Consider the following 21,494-nt stretch of genomic DNA (forward strand, 5'->3'; position numbering starts at 1 on the left):
TTTTTTTTGTGTTATTTTAAAAATAGTAGTTTTAAAATCTTAATAGAATTTCAGTTTAACACCACTTGCTAATCTGCATAATTTAATTCGCCATTAGCTTCTTTCTTTTTGAATTCTTTTACCAAATCCAGTGCATCTGGTATCACATCACTACATAATATAATAAGTGATCCTTTTACGGCATTCTTAACAGCAAATTTAATAGCTTCTTTTTCAGATGGAATAATAGTAGTTTTCTTATTAGGATCTTTCATTTTTATGCCATCATCTAGCATTTTAATAAGTTCCTGTTCTGTTTTTCCTCTAAGACGTTTATCCTGACGGATAATAATTTCATCAAACATTTCAGCAGCGATGCTTCCCATTTCATTATTATCTTCCACTCTTCTATCGCCTATTCCGGCAATAATTCCAACTTTTACCGTCGCATCAAGCTCATCTGTAAATTTTTGCAAGGCACGCATTCCTGCAGGATTATGAGCATAATCCAATAGAATCGAGAAATTATTAAACTCGAATAAGTTTAAACGTCCAGGAGTTTGCGAAGCTGAGGGAATAAATGTTTCTAAAGCGGCTTTCATATCTTCTATACTTATACCTTGAACATGAGCAGCAAGCACAGCTCCAAGTACATTTTGAATCATAAATTTTGCTTTTCCACCATAAGTTAAAGGAATATCTTCAGCTTTCATTAATCGCATCTTCCACTCTCCTCTGCATATAGTAACATATCCATTTTCGTAAACCGCTGTAATGCCATTTAAGCGTTGTAGGGCTTTTATTCTTGGGTTGTTTTCATCCATAGAAAATAAGGCCACATTACACTCTAAATTTCTGCGCATATCATAAACCAGGTCATCATCTGCATTTAAAATGGCATAACCCTCTGGTAAAACCGTTTCTGGAATAACCGCTTTTACTTTGGCTAATTGTTCTATAGTATGAATTCCTTTTAGTCCTAAATGGTCAGCTGCCACATTTGTAACCACTGCCACATCACATTTTTTAAATCCTAGACCTGCTCGCAATAATCCACCTCGCGCACATTCTAAAACCGCAAAATTCACGGTAGGATCTTTTAATACAAATTCAGCACTTGCAGGACCCGTACAATCACCTGTCATTAATAGTCTATTCTGAATATAAACACCGTCACTTGTTGTATAACCAACTCGGTGTCCATTCATCTTGGCAATATGAGCAATGAGCCTAGTAGTGGTTGTTTTTCCGTTAGTTCCAGAAGTTGCAATAATTGGAATTCGACCTGTATCGCCTTTATTGGGGAATAATTTATCAATTACAGGAGCGGCAACATTACGAGGTAATCCGGATGTTGGTGCTAGGTGCATTCTAAACCCTGGACCAGCATTAACTTCAAGTACTGCGCCTCCAGTTTCAGATAAGGGCTGGGTTATGTCAGTAGTCATTATATCAATACCACAAATATCTAAATCGATGATTTTTGAAATACGTTCTGCCATACTTACGTTAGCAGGATGAATAATATCGGTGATATCTTCGGCTGTTCCTCCTGTACTTAAATTTGCGGTATCCTTTAAAATAAGACGTTCTCCTTCGGTAATAACAGACTCTAGTGTGTAACCTGCATCTTTAATAATGGTCTGAGTCAATTCATTAGTTGTAATTTTTGTCAGCACATTTTCGTGTCCAAATCCTCTTCTAGGATCACTATTGACTTTATCAATCAATTCTTGAACTGTTGATTTTCCGTCACCAATAACATGTGCCGGTGTTCTTATAGCACCTGCAACTAACTTATTATTAATAACTAATAGTCTATAATCTTCACCAGTAATAAATTTTTCCACAATTATTGCACCACTGCGTGAACTCTCTTTTGCTTGTCTGAATGCCTCAAGTGCATCGTTATAATTTTGAATATTTACAGTAATTCCGCGACCATGATTTCCATCTACTGGTTTAATTACTAAGGGATAACCAACATAACGGCAAGCTTCCTCTAAGCTACGCTCACGACGAATAATATCACCACGAGGCACTTCAACCTCAGCTTGTTCCAATAAATATTTTGTATCTTCTTTATCACATGCAAGCTCTACACCTATGCTGCTAGTTTCACTAGTAACGGTTGCTTGAATACGTTTTTGATTGGCTCCATAACCCAATTGACACAACGAATATTTATTTAAACGAATCCAAGGAATTCCCCTAGATTCAGCTTCTTCAACAATAGAGCCCGTACTTGGGCCTAAACGATCTGCCTCTCTAAGTTCTCTCATTTCCTGAATATCATCAGTCAAATCATATGCTTCACCAGCAATCAAGGCTTCACAAATGCGCACTGCAGCTTTAGCGGCAAAGCGCCCAACAGATTCTTCCATATAAGAGAAGACCACACTATACACGCCTTCTTCTCCATAACCTCTAGTTCTGCCAAAACCAGTATCCATACCAGCAAGTGTCTGAATCTCTAACGCAATGTGCTCAATGATATGACCCATCCATGTACCTTCATCAACACGCATAAAAAAACCACCTTCGCAACCTTCAGAACAACGATGAGAATACATGCTTGGAAACATGGTTTTCAGTCGTTCAGGAAAACCCTCAATTTTATGAGATGGTAAAGCTTCCATTTCTTCGAGATCTAGAACCATAACTATTAATTTATGTCTTCTAATCGACCAATAATTTGGTCCTCTCATGGCATTGATTTCGCGTATCTTCATATAGGCTGGTATTTGATTTTGTTATTGAAAGATCATAAATATAGACAATTCCAATAAAAAAATTATCTTATTTTTGCGCTATATTTTTAGAATAAAATTATGCAGAAGATTAAAGGAACTCTGATTCCAATTGGCGGAAACGAGGACAAAGGATTTGAAGATGACGAAATTCATCGTCTAGATTATATCGAGGAAGGTATTTTAGCACATGTTGTGGAAGAAGCTGGTGGTATTGATGCTAAAATTGTAGTTATTCCAACGGCATCAAGTATTCCTATCGAAGTTGGTGAAAACTATACAACAGCTTTCTCTACTTTAGGATGTAAAAATATTGAGGTTTTAAACATCAGATCCATAGCAGATGCAGAAAACACAAGCGTTCTTAAGAGTGTAGAAAATGCAAACTGCGTTATGTTTTCTGGTGGTAATCAATCTAAAATATCAAAATATATAGGCAACACAAAACTGCATAAGCTCTTAAGTAATCGTTATAAAAATGATTCCGGATTTGTTATTGCGGGTACAAGTGCAGGTGCTATGGCGATGGCTAAAGAAATGATTGCTGGTGGTAGTAGTACTAAAGCTTTTAAAAAGGGAGCTGTACTGATGAGAAAAGGTTTAAGTCTAATTCCTGAATTAATTATTGATACCCATTTTATTCAACGAGGTCGTTTTGGTCGCATCTCTGAAGCCGTTGCAAAATTCCCAAATTTAATTGGTATCGGTTTAGCAGAAGACACCGGAATGATAATTAAAAATGGTGAAGACTGTACCATTATAGGTTCTGGAATGTCTATTGTATTTGATGGTGGCAATCTTACCCATAATAACCAAAAAATACTGCAAGAAGGGACTCCGATGACCATGGCCAATTTAACCATACATGTGCTTTCTAATGGAGATCAGTATAATATTCAAAAAAGAAAGGTAAAGGTATTACCGATAGAAGCTCCTTTTATTTAACAAAATCCCTTTGAAAAAAGGAATCTCATGAACGTTTCATATACTCTTAAAATTTTATTTTTCTACCTCATGAGATTTCTACCTTCGCAGAAATTTGTCACTTATAAATAGAAATAATATCTATTCCTTTAGAAGATTTAGCGGCTCTATACATACCTTCCGTATTAAACGGCATAGCGATATTGCCATTAGAATCTACAGCGATTAACCCGCCGTCTCCTTTTATTTCAAGGATTCTTTTATGGATGGCTTCGTTTGAAGCTGCTTCTAAACTCATGCCTTTATGTTCCATTAAACAAGAAACGTCGTAAGCAACTACACCCCTTATAAAAAATTCACCACTACCTGTACAGCTAACAGCACAGGTTTTATTGTTTGCGTAATTTCCTGCTCCAATTATTGGACTATCACCAATTCTACCCCATTTTTTATTAGTCATGCCACCTGTGGATGTCGCTGCTGCCACATTTCCATTTTTGTCGCATGCCACTGCTCCAACAGTACCAAATTTTCCATCCTTTTTTACGCTGTGATCTAATTGAAACCCCTCGGTATCTTTAATACTTTGCCATTGTTGGTAGCGTACTTCATCATAAAAATAGTCAGGACTTTTAATCTCATACCCTTGATCTTTTGCAAATCGCATGGCACCATCACCCGCTAAAAAAACATGATAACTTTTCTCCATGACATCTCGCGCTAAAGACACCGGATTTTTTATTCCAGTTATAAGTGAAACTGCACCAGCTTTGAGATTTTCACCTTCCATGATGGCAGCATCCATTTCATGTGTGCCATTAGCCGTAAAAACAGAACCTTTGCCTGCATTAAACAAAGGCGTATTTTCTAATAATTTAACGGATTTTTCGACAGCATCTACCGCACTACCTCCATCTTGCAAAACTTCAAAACCAGCATCTCTAGCTACTTTTAATGCCGCTCTATATTCTGCTTCTAATTCTTGAGTCATCAAACCTTTTATTAAAGTTCCTGCTCCTCCGTGTATGGCTATTGACAATGTCTTCATTTAAGTTAAGTTTCGAAATCCAAAAATACGTTTTTGATTTTTACTAAAAAGATTCAACATTGCTAAAAACAGAATTAATATCTAATTAGATTTAGAAATAAGCGTAAAGTGAATTTTATGTATTTTTATTAGAAATAATTGCAAATAACCTAATGAAGCATAACTATTTTTATTTCATACTTGTCATAATTTTAAATATGCCTTCGCTCTTTGCGCAAGATTTAAGCTTTTATCATTACGGATTAGAAAAGGGTTTATCACAGCAAACCATCAGATGTATTTTGAAAGACTCAAAAGGATTTTTATGGTTAGGTACTCAAGATGGTTTAAATCGTTTTGACGGCAACACATTTCGTGTCTTCAGAAAAAATGAGTCAGATTCTTTAGCTGTTTCCGGAAAATTTATAAACGATATTGTTGAAAACAAAGACGGTACCATTTGGATTGCCACTGCTAACAATGGTGTTTGCTATTACAATCCTAAAACGGATGTGTTTACAACAACAAATTTCAATACAGGAAACTGCACCAGTCTATCAAAAGATAATGAAGGCACTGTATATGCAACCTCTCTAAACAATGGAATCTTTGTTTTTGATAAATCAGGAAAACGCTATAAGAGTAAAACTATTAGAACTCATGATGACGAGACGCTGCTATTATCAGCATCGCTAATTATTGATGATATTTTGTATTTAGGCTCAGCAGATGGCCGTATTTTCAAAGTGAATCTTAACGATAAAAAAGCTTTAAAGTTAGAAGAATTAATTTTGGATGGTTCACTTGGCATTATCAACGAAATGTATGGCTTTAACAGCAAACTTTTAATTGGCACCTCAATTGGTCTTTTTCAATTAGTACCACATACTAGCGAATTAACTAATCTACAGCTTAAACAATACAACAATCAACTCAAAGAAAGCTTAGTTATAGAATCGCTGACTTCCAAAAACAATATTTTATATGTAGGAACTGATAATGGTCTTTACATCCTAAAAGATTTTAACTCTAAAAACCAGCAGTTTGAAAATGTTTTAATATATAAAGGCGATAAGGATAATATCAATTCTATAACCTCTAATCGCGTTTACGACATATTAATAGATAATGATTTAATTTGGATAGGTACTAATAATTTAGATGTCGCTTCTTTAAAAGCCCCTGTTTTTAAAACTATTAATTCATTGTCTTCTCCGGCTATTAACAACAATTATGTTTTTTCGATTTTAAAAACAGAAGCTTACACATTTATTGGAACCAGGGATGGCCTAAATTGTATTGACACCTCTAATAATATTACTTACATCACCAAGGAAAACACATCACAGGCATTGGCATATAATGTGATAAGAGGGATGACCCTAGACGCTAAGAACAACTTATGGCTAGCAACTACAAAAGGCGTATCCGTGTTAGATCTCAACAATTTTGATCCCGAGCATCCTAAAATCATTTCGCTCTTTTCTGAAAAAGATAATATAAACTCCCTCAGTGATAATAAAACTAGAAGTGTTTACCTAGATCACAATAAGTCCATTTGGGTAACTACATATGGTGGTGGCATCAATAGATTCACAGGTAACTTAGATGATAACAATTATACTTTTAAAAGGTACCTATATGATCCCAATAAAAATTCAATAAGTTCTAATTTTACCTTTAATATGACTCAAGATGTAGACTCAAATTATTGGATTACATCTGAAAATGGGCTTAATAATCTTGAATATAATGATTCCACCTATTCCAAACCATTATTTACAGTTTATAAAGCGGACAAAACAAACCCAGCGTCATTAAAAAGCAATACGACTTTACACACTCACCATGATAAAGAAGGTATTTTATGGGTAGCAACCCAAAACGGATTGCATAAATTCAATAAAGCAGACGCTACTTTTACACAGTACAATGAATCCCATGGATTGAGCAACACTTATGTTTATAGTATTTTGGAAGATCCAATGTCTAATCTTTGGGTATCTACCAACTCTGGTCTTTTTAAATTTGATAAGCACAAAGAACGGTTTACCCAATTTACCATTAAGGATGGTGTACAAAGCACTGAGTTTAATTTAGGCGCTTCTTTTAATGACACAATAAACCATCAACTTTATTTTGGCGGTATTAACGGCTTCAATGTTTTCAATCCAAAATCAATTGATCAACTAGATACTAAAGGCGAACTTTTATTGACTGAATTAAGAATAAAAGGTCAAATCATCAATCCTGTTACCCATAGTAAAGTTCTGAAAACAAGTATTACAGAAAGTGAATCCATTACTTTGAATTATGATGATTTTCCTTGCACTATAGCATTTTCAGATTTGAATTTAAGACCTCAAAAGAACACACAATTCGTCTACCGCTTAAATAATTCTGATTGGAATTCCATAAAAGAAAGTAGAGAGATTCAATTATTGGATTTACCAAAGGGAAAACATACTATTGAGCTTCAGGGACAGTCTAGAAACCAGATTTGGAAAACAGATCCTTTACAACTTGCTATTATCGTAATACCTCCTTGGTACAAAAGCAATTTGGCCTATCTACTATATTTGTTAAGTTTTCTGGGTATTGTGTACGCATTTTACACCTCAAGGTTACAACGTCAAATTGCAGGACAGGAATCTAAACGGTTACAGGAATTAGATAATTTGAAATCGCGTTTCATTACCAACATCACCCACGAATTTAGAACACCATTGACCATTATACTAGGCTATCTTGATAATTTAAAAAAACATTTTACAGAAAAGGAAAATGTTGGCACTTCTCTAGACACCATTGAACAAAACAGTAATAATTTGCTCAATTTGGTTAATCAGATGCTAGATTTGGCAAAATTGGAAAAAGGCCAACTCAACTTAAATCTCATTCAACATGATATTGTTTCATTTTCAAAACAAATCGTTAATAGTTTTGTGAGCATCGCTTCAGATAAGCGTATCAACTTAAGATTTAGTACAAAACAAGATGAAATTGTTATGGATTTTGATGCTGAAAAAATGCGTCAGATTCTTACCAACCTTATTTCTAATGCTTTAAAGTTTTCACCAGAAAATTCTAAAATTGAAATTAAGATGTATAAGTTAAACAGCAAACTTAAAATAGAGGTTAGAGATGAAGGCTGTGGCATTTCGAAGGAAGAATTACCTTTTATTTTCGACCGTTTTTATCAAGTTGAAAATACAGCGCATAAGGTTTCACAAGGCACAGGAGTTGGTTTGGCATTGACCAAAGAATTGGTAGAACTATTAAATGGCTCTATTGACGTCACTTCAGAATTAAATCAAGGCACAACCTTTTCTATCATCTTACCTATTACCAATAAAGCCGAAGACAAAGAACTGATGCACTTACAAAAACAGATGACGCTAGGCACCGTTGTACCTCAATTGGATGACAGCATCGCAGACGAAGATTCAAACACGGTATTAATTGTTGAAGACAATGCAGACATGGCCCGCTTTATTGCTTCTTGCTTACAGACAGGTTATAAAGTGAGTTTTGCAAAAAATGGAAAAGAAGGTCTAGAACTTGCTGAAGCTAACATTCCAGATATTATAATAACCGATGTGATGATGCCCATAATGGATGGCTATCAATTGACCCAAAAATTGCAGACCAACACTAATACCAACCACATTCCTATTATAATGCTCACCTCTAAAGCCTTGCAAGAGGACAAACTAGAAGGCATTACGAGTGGTGCAGATGCTTATATAACTAAACCTTTTCAAAAAAAAGAATTAAGATTACGTATACAAATGCTCATTGCAAAACGTAAAAAACTTCAGGAAAACTATACGGTAAATACGGTTGTCAAACAAACAGAGCGAAAAAAAGAAACTACGGACAAGAACCTTATCTTTCTCAATACAGTTATCGATGCTGTCCATAAACATCTAGACGATTCTAATTTTGGTGCAACAGAACTAGCCAAATTTATGGCAATGAGTGACTCGCAACTTTATAGAAAACTCAAAGCTATTTCCAATACCAGTACAGCTATTTTTATTCGAAAAGTAAGACTGGATAAAGCCAAAAAACTATTAAAAACTACGCAATTATCGGTTTCAGAAATCGCTTATGCCACAGGATTTAACGATCCAAACTGGTTCAGCAAGGCTTTTAAGGAAGAATATGACCAAAGCCCAACAGAATTCCGTAACTAACTAATTTTTAGTTTTTTATATTGAAAATGAATATATATTCCCTGTCATTTTTCTTCCATTTGAAAAAATACTACCCGTTTTTGAAAAAATAATCAAGACCATTTTTTGAGTGTTACAATAAGTTTGTGAAGCTATTAATCATTAACACGTTGTATCATGAAAACTTCAACCCTTCTGGTCTCTTTACTCATCATTAATTCTAGCTTTTTAGCTGGTCATATTTCCCTTCAACTATTTGGAAATATCAATCCTTTTATTCTTGGCGGAACTGAAATCTTCCTTGGCCTTTTATATTATACCAATAGAATAATTAGAGATGTAAGAAACGTATTTGATGTAGAGTTTAAACTTTAATCTTACAGGTTCAATTAATTCCCTACTATTATTATGAAGACATTTACAATTACCCTATTCTTAATTTTATCCTGTTTTGCCTTTTCACAAGTTGGAGTTGGTAATACAAACCCAAAGGCTAGTTTAGATATTTCAGCTTCCAATACAACAACACCAACCAATGAAGACGGTATTTTGATACCTAGAATAGATAATTTTCCAACTTCAAATCCCTCAACAGACCAGGATGGAATGATGGTTTTTGTAACCGGAAATGGCACAGCAGCAAAAGGCTTTTATTATTGGAATCAGGCAACGACATCATGGAATAGTATTGCTGGAGCCAAACAAATAAACGATTTAAATGACGGCAAAAGTGATAACGATGGTAGTGATGATGGGTCTTCTTTATTTTTAGGAGTTGATGCTGGTGCTAATGACGACAGCTCTAACAACCGAAATGTTGGCATAGGGTTTCAAGCCTTGCAGAGTAATACTTTTAGTTGGGGAAATACAGCTATTGGTAATCAAGCCATGCAAGCTAACACAAGTGGTATGAATAATACAGCTACAGGTGCTGGTAGTTTATCTGATAATTTAAGTGGAGTTGATAATGCTGCTTTTGGAAATACCACACTATCAGCCAATACATCAGGAAGTTTTAATTCAGCAATAGGTTTTGCCGCTTTAAACTCTAACACAAATGGTAATTATAATATTGCTCTAGGGTACTGGACTTTATTAAATAATAATTCAGGAGATCGAAACGTAGCTTTAGGTTCTAGCTCAGGTTACACCAATACTACAGGAAGCAATAATGTTTTTATCGGTTATCAATCGGGTTATTTTGAAACAGGTTCAGAAAAATTATACATAGAAAACTCTAATTCAGATTCTAATAATGCTCTAATTTATGGTGAATTCGATAATAATATTTTAAGAACAAATGGTGAACTTCAAATAGGAAACCCAACAATAACGGGTTATGCCTTTCCATCCACAGATGGCACAAATGGTCAAGTTCTAACAACAGATGGTTCTGGAAATGTTAGTTTCCAAAATACTGTTGGAGATGGCACTGGCACTGACAACCAAAACCTAACCGCAGCAACACTCACAGGAACAACGCTTAACCTAGGCATTCAAAATGGGACAGGAACTTCAGTAAATTTAGCAAGTTTAACTGACGATAGTGACTGGGTACCTGTAGGTGCAAATATTGAAAGGCAAAGTGGTGATGTTTACATTGGAAATACTAATGCTACAAATAATAATATTTATATAAGCAATAATATTATCGATTGGGATGATACTAATTATTATCTGAATCCAGATGATATGAGCGTCATGGATGAAATTCAATTTGATAATGGTACTGCTGCAGATCCAAGTATATTTTTTAAAGATATAAACACCGGTTTTTTTAGCCCATCAAACGCGGTAACAGCCTATTCAGTAAATGGAAACGAATCGTTTAGAATTCAAAATGACGGAGAAATAAGTATCGGTTTAATAGGAGCTACCAATTATAAATTCAGTCTTAATTCTCTTATCAATCAAAATACAATTAGAATTGGCAATGACGTCTTTAGTAGTGATAATTTTGTGGATATATATCACAGTGCACAACGTGGTAATGCTATGAACATCTCTGTAAATGATCCATATTCTTTAGCTTCACGATCAGGTATATCGGTATTTAATGAACTTGGCGATACCAATGTCGATATTGCCAAATACGCAACTGGATCAAGTAATATTTATGGCTTGGAAATTTACATTCCTGAAGACATCGTTGGTACAGAGTATGGAGTTTATTCAAACGTTCTCACAACTAATGGATATGCCGCTTACTTTTTGGGTGAAGTTTCTCTAGGAACTACTTCAGGCAATACATACAGTTTACCAAACTCTAGAGGTACAAACGGACAAGTCATGCAAACCGATGGCTTAGGAAATGTGACTTGGCAAAACCCGACAACTAACACCGACAACCAGCAAATAGACTCTTTTAGCTTTAACTCGTCAACTAATGAACTAACGCTCGAAATAGAAGACGATGGGCAACCTCCTCAAATTGTAGACCTCTCCGGTCTAAACCCACAAAAGGCAATCGCACGACTATTCATGAGTGCTTCACAAACCGAAACCGGAAGTGGCATCACAAAAGTTAATTTTGATGCCGCACAATTTGATATTGGTAGCAATTTTAACATGACAACCGACGCGTACGAAATACCTGAAACTGCCATTTATCGCGTTACTGCTCAAATTACAATGGATGCTTCAACCGGAACCGGAACTTTCGATGTTCGTATTCGTGTAAATGGCACACAGGAAAGACGAGCAGAATACAATCATACAGGTAATGGACAAATCGTAAGACAAATCACAAGTATTTTGAGTCTCGCAGCAGGAGACACCTTAGATATTGCATTTAACCGTCCAGCCATTGGAGCAACCATTCAAGCTAACTCAAGAGCTACATTTTTTGAAATTGAACAATTATAAAAACAACCGATATGAAACGACAAAACTTTTTAAAATCATTGGGCGGAATCAGCCTCTTAGCGTTAATTCCAAATTTTTCAATCACAAAGCATTTAAAAACATTAACAGGTAATTTAAAAGGAAAAATCATTAGAAATAACGATGGGACTCGCTTAAATGTTATTGGTGATATTCAAACGCATAAGCTTGTGGGCAGTGACACTAACAATCAAATTGTAGAATGGGTAGATGATGTAGAACCTGGTGTAGGCATTCCACCTCACATCCATACCAAAGAAGATGAAATATTTAGAGTGATTAAAGGAGAAATTGAAATCATGGTAGATGGTAAAACTACGGTACTCAAAGCTGGTGATGTTGCTTTTGCCCCCAAAAATATTCCGCATTCATGGAAAGTAGTAGGCACAGAAAAAGCACATATGATAACCAGTGCCTTTCCTGCCGGAATTGAATTAATGTTCAAAGAACTAAACGATTTACCTTCTGGACCACCAGACTTCAAAGTGGTTTCAGAAATATGTGGTAAATACGGACTCACATTTATGACATAATTGGATTGTCTTCAATTATATTTTTTGAACGAAGAAAGCCGGAGTAGGGAACGGCTTTCTTTTTGTTCATTATTTAATAAACCATTCTTTCATATCAAGGTTTAAGTTTTGTAGCTTTATAAACTTCAAAATTAAGCAACATGTCAGACCAAAAGCGCCTTTTTCTAGTTGATGCCTATGCCCTTATTTTTCGAGGCTATTATGCCTTTATAAAAAATCCAAGAATAAATTCTAAAGGCGAAGATACCTCAGCCATTATGGGATTTATGAATTCTCTTTTAGACGTTATCAAACGTGAGCGCCCAGACCATCTGGCCGTTTGTTTTGATAAAGGTGGAAGTGTAGATCGGGTAGAAATGTATGAGGAATATAAAGCCAACAGAGATGAAACACCAGAAGGGATAAGAACTGCCATTCCACATATCTGCAATATTTTGGAAGCCATGCACATTCCCATCATGGTAAAGGAAGGTTACGAGGCTGATGACGTTATTGGTACACTTTCTAGACAAGCCGAAAAAGAAGGCTATAAAACTTTTATGGTAACTCCGGACAAGGATTTTGCACAATTGGTAACTGACAATATTTTTATGTACCGACCAGTTTTTGGTGGCGGTTATGAAACTTGGGGCATCCCTGAGGTTCAGAAAAAATTTGAAGTCACAGAACCAATGCAAGTCATAGACTTTTTAGGTATGATGGGAGATTCGTCGGATAACATTCCTGGATTACCTGGTGTTGGCGAAAAAACAGCCAAGAAATTTTTAAAGGCTTATGGCAGTATGGAAAACCTTTTAGCAAATACACATGAGCTAAAAGGAAAAATGAAAGAAAAGATTGAGGCCAATAAAGAGCTTGGCTTGCTATCAAAACAACTGGCAACTATTATGCTAGATGTTCCTGTAGAGTTTAATGCCAAAGATTTTGAACTTGATCATCCAGATGTTGAAAAAGTAAAGGAAATTTTTCAGGAATTAGAGTTTAGACGATTGACCGATAACTTCTTAAAGACCTTTGCACCTCAAGAAGAGTCAACCTCCACTTCAAAAACTGTCACTTCGAGTCCAATCAAGAAGTCCTCGTCAAATTCAGCCTCAAGTTCAAGCTCTAATGCAGGTGCTGGACAATTTTCATTGTTTGGCGCTTCAACTACACCCAGCGACCAAAACCAAAACGTTTCAGAAAATGCTCGTAAAACCTCTCAAACCTATTCACATTTTTATCAAAGTGTAGCATCTGGTATGGCCACTAAATTGTTTGTCAAAAACTTAATGAACCAAACATCGGTTTGTTTTGATACGGAAACCACTGGCCTAAATCCTTTAACTGCAGAATTAGTTGGTATCGCATTTTCATGGGAAGTTGGTAAAGGGTTTTACGTACCTTTTCCAGAAGATAAATCTGAAGCCCAAAACTTAATTGAAATATTAAGACCATTTTTCGAAAATGAAAACATTGAAAAAATTGGTCAGAATTTAAAATATGACATTAAGGTTTTAGCTAAATACAATGTGGATGTTAAAGGAAAGCTTTTCGACACCATGTTAGCACATTACCTTATCAATCCAGATATGCGACATGGTATGGATGTTTTGGCAGAAACCTATTTGAACTATACACCTATTTCCATAACAGAACTCATTGGCAAAAAAGGCAAAAACCAATTGTCCATGCGAGAGGTGCCTCTAGAAAAACAAACGGAATATGCGGTTGAAGATGCAGATATTACCTTGCAATTAAAAGAACATTTTCAAACCGAACTAGGTGAAGCCAATACCCAAAAATTGTTTGATGATATTGAAATTCCGTTGTTGCGGGTTTTGGCAGCTATGGAATTGGAAGGTATTAATTTAGATACCGAATTCCTGAATTCCTTATCCGAACAGCTCAACAATGATATATCAAATCTTGAACAGGAAATTTATGCAACCGCAGGAGAAGAATTCAACATCGCCTCGCCAAAGCAACTAGGGATTATTTTGTTCGAAAAGATGAAACTCGTTGATAAGCCCAAGAAAACCAAAACAGGTCAATATTCCACAGCCGAAGACGTATTGAGTTATTTGGCAAAAGACCACGATATTATTCAGAAAATTTTAGATTTTAGAGGACTTTCAAAATTGAAGAGTACGTATGTTGATGCGCTACCATTACAAGTAGAACCTTCAACAAGCAGAGTCCACACCGATTATATGCAAACAGTTGCTGCTACAGGTCGTTTGAGTAGTAATAATCCTAATTTACAGAACATTCCCATCCGAACCGAACGTGGTCGCCAAGTGCGAAAAGCGTTTGTACCAAGAAATGAAGATTATACTTTGCTCGCTGCCGATTATTCGCAAATTGAATTACGGATTATTGCGGCTTTAAGTGAAGAGGAAACAATGATTGAAGCGTTTAAGAATGGCGAGGATATTCATGCCTCTACCGCTTCAAAAGTATTTAATGTATCATTAGATGAAGTCACCAGGGAACAACGAAGTAATGCCAAAACGGTCAACTTCGGAATAATTTATGGTGTGTCTGCTTTCGGGTTAAGTAACCAAACCGATTTATCACGTGGCGAAGCCAAAGAACTCATAGACACGTATTACGAAACCTATCCCAAACTCAAAGCCTATATGGGCAAGCAAGTAGATTTTGCAAGGGATAATGGTTATGTGCAAACCGTTTTGGGCCGTCGTCGTTATTTAAAGGATATCAACTCACGCAACGCTGTGGTTAGAGGTGCTGCAGAACGAAATGCCGTAAATGCACCGATACAAGGAAGTGCTGCAGATATTATTAAAATTGCCATGATCAATATTTATAACAAACTAGAAGCAGGCAATTATAAATCGAAAATGCTCTTACAAGTCCATGATGAATTGGTGTTTGATGTTTACAAACCAGAACTTGAAGAACTCAAGACTTTGATCAAAACTGAGATGGAAAATGCTTATAAAATGGATGTTCCTTTGGATGTCGAAATTGATACAGGTGTGAATTGGTTGGAGGCGCATTGATTTTTCTTTCAAAATAAAAATATATGAATTTGTTTTTTTTTAAAATCAATACCTTGAAAATAGCAATCTGCATTTCAATAGTATTGCCAGTCCTCGTCGATTCACAACAGAAACCAGAAATAGAGCAAAAGATTGAGGACTCAATTATTAGACAAATTAATACCCTTAGAGAAGAGGCTTCAAAATTAAGTAATGTTGATAAGGCTCAGAAGGCCATCGAAAAACTTGAATATAGCTTACAACTTTTTAATGATAACACTATTAAAAATAACACCTTACAATTCGGTCTTTATGTAGATTTATCTCAAGTCTACAATATAGAATCCATTAGAAATGAACTAAAAAGTATAGAATATGTAAACAAAGCCGAGGCTTTAGCGACTGAAAAAGATGTAAAAACCTATGATTTGATCAATTTTTATATCTCATTAGGCGCAAATGAGTATGAAGAATCGAAATATGAAAAAAGCTTGGGATATATTACAATAGCCTATAATATTTTAAAAGAAAGGAAGAAGAAACTCAAGGAAGAAATAGGTTTTAGTTCAGAAAAAAAACTTGAAGCAACACTACTAGAATGGTTTGTATCACTTAACTTTTCGTTGCAAAATGAAAACGAATTATTAGAATCCCACAGAAGACTAGAAAATTTCTACGAAGAAAATAACCATTTTAAGGATATAGATTATTACTATGCTCTAGGCAGTTTTAGAGTTGGTCGTTTTTACCAACCTAATAATGCGGATAAAGCTGAATATTACTTTAATAAAGCTGAAACAAAAGGTGACAGAAACATAAAGATCTACTCTAATGTCTGTAAAGGGTTTGCCTTTTTAGGTGCAGAGCAATTTGATAAAATCCCTGCCTTAATAAAAAAATTGAAAAATTTTCAAGATCTCAATAAGTTTCAAGAACTTAATCTTCATGAAATTGCCTCCAGATACTATTCAGAAACCAATAATATTGACGAACTTACCATCCATGCCAATAAAGCTCTAAAATTGCTTAATACTAGTGACGAACCAATCAATGTTTTAAATTTTAATTCAAAGGATTTTGAGCCAATAACACAACTAAAATACCCTATTCTCTTAAATCAGTTTGCACTGTTTTTAGAGCAAACTAATAAACCTGAATTAGTTACAACTTCAACTGAGCTTTTTAAAATTGGACTTAAACAATTTGCAGACCGAATTGACCGAAAACCAATAAACAATCACTTTGCAAACTATGATATTATTAGGAATAGAAATCTTAAACATTTAATACAAGAAGAAGCTTCTATAGAGGTTAAACAAGATATATTATCTCAAATTGAGCGTATTGAAAACAGAGCAACTTTAAACCGTTTGTTATTTAATAGAGAACTTGCAGATAGAAAATCGAATTTAGACAGTTTATTCTCCGAAGAGAATAAACTAAGAGAAGAAATCACCCAAATTAAGCAGAAGCAGATAGAAAAGGATACGCTTCTAAATCAGCAATTATTTGAGTTAAGTCTTCAGCTAGATGATATAAACCAACAATTAATTAATGAAAATCCAAAAATATTTAGTTTGAATTCATCAGAGTTCGATTTGAGTTCTATAAGATTAGAAAAAAATACTAAGGTCATAAAATATATCAAGTCTGAAAATGAACTCTTTAGGGTTATTATTTCTAATTCTGATATTTCAATCAAAAATATTGGCGCTTACACTGCAATTGAAACCGATATAATTTCCTTTTTAAACACTATTAAAAATCTAAATAATAGTAATGGTTATGAAAACTTGAGCAAAAAACTCTATAACCTTCTTTTGAGTGATATAGAAATAGTTAATAATACTATTATAATAGCCGAAGCCTCTTTGAGAAATTTACCTTTTGAACTTTTGAAAGAGGATGAAAACTACCTTATAGAAAAAACGTCTATTTCTTATGTCTCTGGACTTAGTTATTTAAATTCTCAATTATATAAGTCGAATTCCTACGATGAGAACATAACTTTTTTCGCTCCATCTTATAACAGCTTTTCACCATCGGTCAACGAACTCGCCGTTAGAGGTGAAGCCTATAATCTAAAAGGCGCTAAAGAAGAAGTAAGGTTATTAAATAAGCTTGTAGATGGTATTGTATTTGAAAATGAAAACGCTTCTAAATCTCAATTTTTTAGTCTTAACAGTAATTCTGCTGTATTGCATCTCGCAGGACATGCTTTTTTAAATAATAAAGATCCTGAATTAAGTCATATTGTTTTTTCCGATAACGAAGAAGACAATAAACTATTTATCTCGGAATTATATGGTTTTAAGAGTAATGCAGAGTTAGCCGTTTTAAGTGCCTGCAATACAGGTGTTGGAGGTTATCAAGATGGAGATGGTCTTATTTCACTTTCTCAAGCTTTTATGTACTCTGGAATACCAGCAACAGTATCTAGCCTGTGGAGTGCGCCAGATATTTCTACCAAGCAGATTATGGTATCCTTTTATGGCTATTTAAATGAAGGATTGACTAAATCAAAAGCATTAAGAAATGCTAAGCTAGACTACCTTAAAAATACTGATAATTTAAAATTAAAACATCCATATTATTGGGCTGGATTTGTGCTTTACGGAAATGATAGTCCTATTAATTTTAATACATCCGGAATGCCTTTTTACTATTGGTTTATAATAGGAGTTTTAGGAACTTTACTGTTAGTTTATCTATTCAGTATAAAAAAGAAAAACAGCTCACAAAATGCGCGAGCTATTTGATTTCAAAAAATTTAAAGACCATAATGTTTTGCAATCTCTAAAGCGATAGCCTTGGTCTGTTTTCCTGAGTTGGTGTTACTTCCGCGATTTGGCGGAACTATACTATAAATAACACCCTCTTTAAGTATGAGAAGTTGATACATATTGGAGATGTAAACAGCCTTCTCACCCAAGCCATCCACTTTTTGGTAAAGCGTAGCATTTCTCTCAGGATTGTACTGCCAAAAAGGATCCTTCATTTCATTGATATTTGCAAAAACCTGCCCGTGCCAATATTCATAGTCTTTTTCGCCGTAGAAGAGTTTTAAATTGCAGTGTAAAATACCACCAGAACCATTATCTACAGGCTCTATTTCAATATAATTAGCATCTGGGTTATAGCCCAAAATGAGTTCATTTGGAAACTCATAGCACAACTTTTCTTTAATTTTATCAATGTCTATTTTACTTGTTTTAATAACTGTGTTAGTAGTTGCTTTTTCATTTACAAGCTCGTTAATGTTAGATTTGTTTTTATCTCCAAGACAGGATATTGATATTACAGCCAATAGAATTAGTGTATATTTTAAATGCTTCATTTTTAGAGTTTGTTTTAGTTAATATATCCCGCTGCTTTTGCCATAGCAATGGCAGCACTTTTATAATCTCTTTGTCTTGCAACCTCAGCTTTATTTAATCTATTTTTAATAGGGTAAACGTACAAGGTGTAACCTCTAAACTTTATTTTTAGCTCCTTTTTACTCTCATTCCAAAGTGCTGCTAAGCCGATGTCTTTTATCCATTCAGACGATTTAGATATTGATTTGTTTAAAGCCCAAGCCTCTTCCCACGCTACGCCATTACCTGCTGCTTTCGCAACATCGTAAGCCATTTCATCTTTTCCAATTTCACGTTGAATATTCATAGAACCTTTCAACCATTGAAAATCATTATCACCGTCTTTAATAAAAAAATTACATATGGGTTGAGAATTAGGCATTCTCCTATCTGACTTTGAAACATCTTCATATACTATCAGTTCTTCAGAAATATTATAGATAGAGGCAATACTGCTTGCAGACATATTTTCGCATGCACTCATATCTTTAGAATAATTAATGAGATTGCCTTTAAAATTCTCATTAACAAAACTATTGTCATTCATTTCAGAAATAGTAGCATTTTTTTTATCTCCTAAACAAGAAGAAAACATAATTGCAATAAAACTAAAACTTAGTATGTGTTTAATTTTCATAATCTTATTTTATTTAATTAATAGCTTTTTGGTTATTGATTTGTTTTCACCTTTAATTCTTAGCATGTAAATTCCTTTAGAAAGTAAACTGATATCAATAGAATGACTAAGTGATTTTATTTGTGAATTAGACAAAACCATCTTACCTGTTATATCAAATATTTGATAACTCTCAATAAATTCATAACCAGCTATGATAACTTTATCTTCGGCAGGATTAGGGTAAAATGTTAGCTCCCTAAGTTCATTATCTAGGCCTGTAGATAACAAAGCAGAATCTTGAACATTAAGCACAAAACTTCCTACTTGGTTTTGGCTAGATAATCTACCTGAACCTGAAACCTCTAACCACACTTGCAAGAAATAAGTTTGACCTGCATTTAAATTATTGATTTGTAATTCATCCTGTGCACACGCCAAAGGATTTTGTGTCATACAGTCTTCGTAAATTGCGACTTTAGCAACTGCTATAGGCACACCAAGTGTCATTGTAACGCTTCCACTTGCTGGTGCAATAAATTGATACCAAACATCAAATACAACAATACCTTCTTGCTGACAGGCTGGATTAAAAACACTTGATGTACTATTCACAGTTGTACCTGGTGTATCTTGTCCTAGCGTTATAGAAGTCGCAAATGAACAGTCATCATTAATTGGTGCGCAATCTATACTGTAGGACGATAGGCTGTCTACATTAATCCAAGTTAAAACACTGTAATCAACATCATCTACTTCAATGCATTCTAGGTTTGGGTTTAAAGATGCATTAAAATCGTTAAATCCAATATTTGTATTATTTCCGTTTTGGATATTAAAGTTCAGCAAATTGTTCTCAGTGCAGGATACTTGACTTAACATTGAATTCTGAGATAAATCCAACTCAACTAAATCATTTTGATCTATAAAAATTTGTGACAATGCCGCAAGCGAACTCACCTCTATGGTTGTTAATACATTATTTTGAACATATAAACCCTCAAGAAGCGAGTTGCTTGATAAATCTAAAGATTCAATTTGATTATTGCTAAGCGTAAGTGCCGTTAAATTAGGGTTATTAGTTAAATCTATTTCCGTAAGCGCATTTGATGATAAAACCAAATCGGTTAGCAATGCATTATTACTTATATCTATACTTGTTAGATTATTATCAAAAGCATACAAACCCTCTAAAGATTCAAAAGCCTCTATACCAGTTAGATCAGAAATGTTTTTGCTAAATAAATTTAAAAACTGAATGGAAACTACATCAGATTCTAAAACTTGTCCGTTTATGATCCCATCAGAATCAATATTCAAGTCTATAAGCGCTTGTTCAAAATTAGAATCTGGAATAGTAATATAAATTGGTGAACAATCACTACTATAGGTTACCAGACTTAACCAATCCCAATTTGCATTACTATAATCAGGATCAGTAACTTCAACACAAGATAAATTAGTATTCCCTTGTAAGTTTAAATTAAAATTAAAATTGTCATAATCTACATTCTTAACCGTCAAGCTGGTGAGCTCATTGTATTGTAACAACATTCTAAAAAGTGAGGGTTTATTTTCAATTTCTAGTTGCGTTAAATTATTATTTCTAAGACTCATTTTTTGCAAAGATGCACAATTATCGAGGTTAATAGTTTCAAGACCGTTATCAAAAGCATCCAAATCTTCCAATAAAACAAGGCTGCTCAGATCTAAATTTGTTAGATTGTTATGTTGAATTCTTAATTTTTCTAATGCTGTAGAATTAGAAAGATTTATAGTCGATAAATTATTGAAGTGACATTCAAGAGAATTTAAAACAGAATTAGTGGGCAGTAATAACTGTGTAATTTCATTAGACTGGCACCATAACACTTCTAAGTTACTGTTCTGGCTTAAATCTAAACTCTCTAAATTATTATTATAGATAAACAAGTGCGTAAGCAACAGGTTGCTAGAAAAATCTACCGTAGTAATATCATTGTTTTCACAGGACAGGGTTTCAAGACTTGAAAACTGGTCTATACCAGTTAAATCCGTAATGCCTTTTGCAGAAATATTAAGTGAGCTGCTACCTGTTACCGCTGGTGTAATATTCAAAAAACCATCTATCTCATTAGTAGGTGAAGAGTTATCAATATTAAGATCTATAAGTGCTTGTTCAAAATTAGGATCTGGAATACTTACTGTTTGCGAATAGCTAATTGCCGTAATCAGTATAAAGCTGATAAGTGTAATTTTTTTCATAATTCTATATTTACTAGGTT

12 protein-coding genes are annotated in these 21,494 nt (G+C 34.4%); 7 read left to right on the plus strand and 5 right to left on the minus strand.

Features of this window, described 5'->3' with window-relative positions; all coding sequences use genetic code 11:
- Positions 1–68: 68 nt before the first annotated feature.
- On the minus strand, positions 69–2,711 hold the full coding sequence (cphA, locus tag HM987_RS16395; protein ID WP_179009100.1) for a cyanophycin synthetase: 2,643 nt from the start codon (positions 2,709–2,711) through the stop codon (positions 69–71).
- A gap of 99 nt (positions 2,712–2,810) precedes the next feature.
- Here cphA and HM987_RS16400 point away from each other — a divergent pair, with 99 nt between their 5' ends.
- Positions 2,811–3,674 (plus strand): cyanophycinase, encoded by an 864-nt coding sequence (locus HM987_RS16400; RefSeq protein WP_179009101.1) that lies wholly within the window; start codon positions 2,811–2,813, stop codon positions 3,672–3,674.
- Between the two features lie 97 nt (positions 3,675–3,771).
- On the opposite strand, the gene HM987_RS16405 is transcribed toward HM987_RS16400, so the two are convergent.
- Positions 3,772–4,701 carry an isoaspartyl peptidase/L-asparaginase family protein gene (locus HM987_RS16405; protein ID WP_179009102.1) on the minus strand — a complete coding sequence of 310 codons (930 nt, stop codon included), beginning with the start codon at positions 4,699–4,701 and terminating at the stop codon, positions 3,772–3,774.
- A gap of 197 nt (positions 4,702–4,898) precedes the next feature.
- On the opposite strand from HM987_RS16405, the gene HM987_RS16410 reads away from it, so the two are divergent.
- The 6 genes from HM987_RS16410 to HM987_RS16435 all read left to right on the plus strand — a co-directional run bounded on the left by HM987_RS16410 (position 4,899) and on the right by HM987_RS16435 (position 18,017).
- Positions 4,899–8,879 (plus strand): hybrid sensor histidine kinase/response regulator transcription factor, encoded by a 3,981-nt coding sequence (locus HM987_RS16410; protein ID WP_179009103.1) that lies wholly within the window; start codon positions 4,899–4,901, stop codon positions 8,877–8,879.
- Between the two features lie 156 nt (positions 8,880–9,035).
- A complete protein-coding gene (locus tag HM987_RS16415; protein ID WP_179009104.1) occupies positions 9,036–9,233 on the plus strand; it encodes a hypothetical protein in 198 nt (65 codons plus the stop codon).
- Between the two features lie 33 nt (positions 9,234–9,266).
- Positions 9,267–11,723, plus strand: coding sequence for a beta strand repeat-containing protein (locus tag HM987_RS16420; RefSeq protein WP_179009105.1), 2,457 nt, complete (start codon positions 9,267–9,269; stop codon positions 11,721–11,723).
- Between the two features lie 11 nt (positions 11,724–11,734).
- Entirely contained in the window at positions 11,735–12,274 is a 540-nt protein-coding gene (locus HM987_RS16425) for a cupin domain-containing protein (protein WP_179009106.1), read from the plus strand.
- 140 nt (positions 12,275–12,414) lie between these two features.
- Positions 12,415–15,279, plus strand: a complete 2,865-nt coding sequence (gene polA / locus HM987_RS16430) for a DNA polymerase I (protein WP_179009107.1) — start codon at positions 12,415–12,417, stop codon at positions 15,277–15,279.
- A gap of 53 nt (positions 15,280–15,332) precedes the next feature.
- Entirely contained in the window at positions 15,333–18,017 is a 2,685-nt protein-coding gene (locus HM987_RS16435; protein ID WP_179009108.1) for a CHAT domain-containing protein, read from the plus strand.
- A gap of 11 nt (positions 18,018–18,028) precedes the next feature.
- On the opposite strand, the gene HM987_RS16440 is transcribed toward HM987_RS16435, so the two are convergent.
- The 3 genes from HM987_RS16440 to HM987_RS16450 are packed head-to-tail and all read right to left on the minus strand — an operon-like array spanning position 18,029 to position 21,474.
- Positions 18,029–18,595: a hypothetical protein gene (locus HM987_RS16440; RefSeq protein WP_179009109.1), complete on the minus strand. Its 567-nt coding sequence runs from the start codon at positions 18,593–18,595 to the stop codon at positions 18,029–18,031.
- A 14-nt stretch (positions 18,596–18,609) separates the two neighbouring features.
- Positions 18,610–19,251, minus strand: coding sequence for a hypothetical protein (locus HM987_RS16445; protein ID WP_179009110.1), 642 nt, complete (start codon positions 19,249–19,251; stop codon positions 18,610–18,612).
- A 9-nt stretch (positions 19,252–19,260) separates the two neighbouring features.
- Positions 19,261–21,474 (minus strand): T9SS type A sorting domain-containing protein, encoded by a 2,214-nt coding sequence (locus tag HM987_RS16450; protein WP_179009111.1) that lies wholly within the window; start codon positions 21,472–21,474, stop codon positions 19,261–19,263.
- Between the last annotated feature and the right edge of the window lie 20 nt (positions 21,475–21,494).

It is taken from the genome of Winogradskyella forsetii (genome assembly GCF_013394595.1).
GTDB lineage: Bacteria > Bacteroidota > Bacteroidia > Flavobacteriales > Flavobacteriaceae > Winogradskyella > Winogradskyella forsetii.

Coding starts and splice junctions, on each gene's coding strand:
- HM987_RS16425 (WP_179009106.1), top strand. CDS start 11,735: ATGAAACGACAAAACTTTTTAAAATCATTGGGCGGAATCAGCCTCTTA.
- cphA (WP_179009100.1), bottom strand. CDS start 2,711: ATGAAGATACGCGAAATCAATGCCATGAGAGGACCAAATTATTGGTCG.
- HM987_RS16400 (WP_179009101.1), top strand. CDS start 2,811: ATGCAGAAGATTAAAGGAACTCTGATTCCAATTGGCGGAAACGAGGAC.
- HM987_RS16405 (WP_179009102.1), bottom strand. CDS start 4,701: ATGAAGACATTGTCAATAGCCATACACGGAGGAGCAGGAACTTTAATA.
- HM987_RS16415 (WP_179009104.1), top strand. CDS start 9,036: ATGAAAACTTCAACCCTTCTGGTCTCTTTACTCATCATTAATTCTAGC.
- polA (WP_179009107.1), top strand. CDS start 12,415: ATGTCAGACCAAAAGCGCCTTTTTCTAGTTGATGCCTATGCCCTTATT.
- HM987_RS16410 (WP_179009103.1), top strand. CDS start 4,899: ATGCCTTCGCTCTTTGCGCAAGATTTAAGCTTTTATCATTACGGATTA.
- HM987_RS16440 (WP_179009109.1), bottom strand. CDS start 18,595: ATGAAGCATTTAAAATATACACTAATTCTATTGGCTGTAATATCAATA.
- HM987_RS16420 (WP_179009105.1), top strand. CDS start 9,267: ATGAAGACATTTACAATTACCCTATTCTTAATTTTATCCTGTTTTGCC.
- HM987_RS16445 (WP_179009110.1), bottom strand. CDS start 19,251: ATGAAAATTAAACACATACTAAGTTTTAGTTTTATTGCAATTATGTTT.
- HM987_RS16450 (WP_179009111.1), bottom strand. CDS start 21,474: ATGAAAAAAATTACACTTATCAGCTTTATACTGATTACGGCAATTAGC.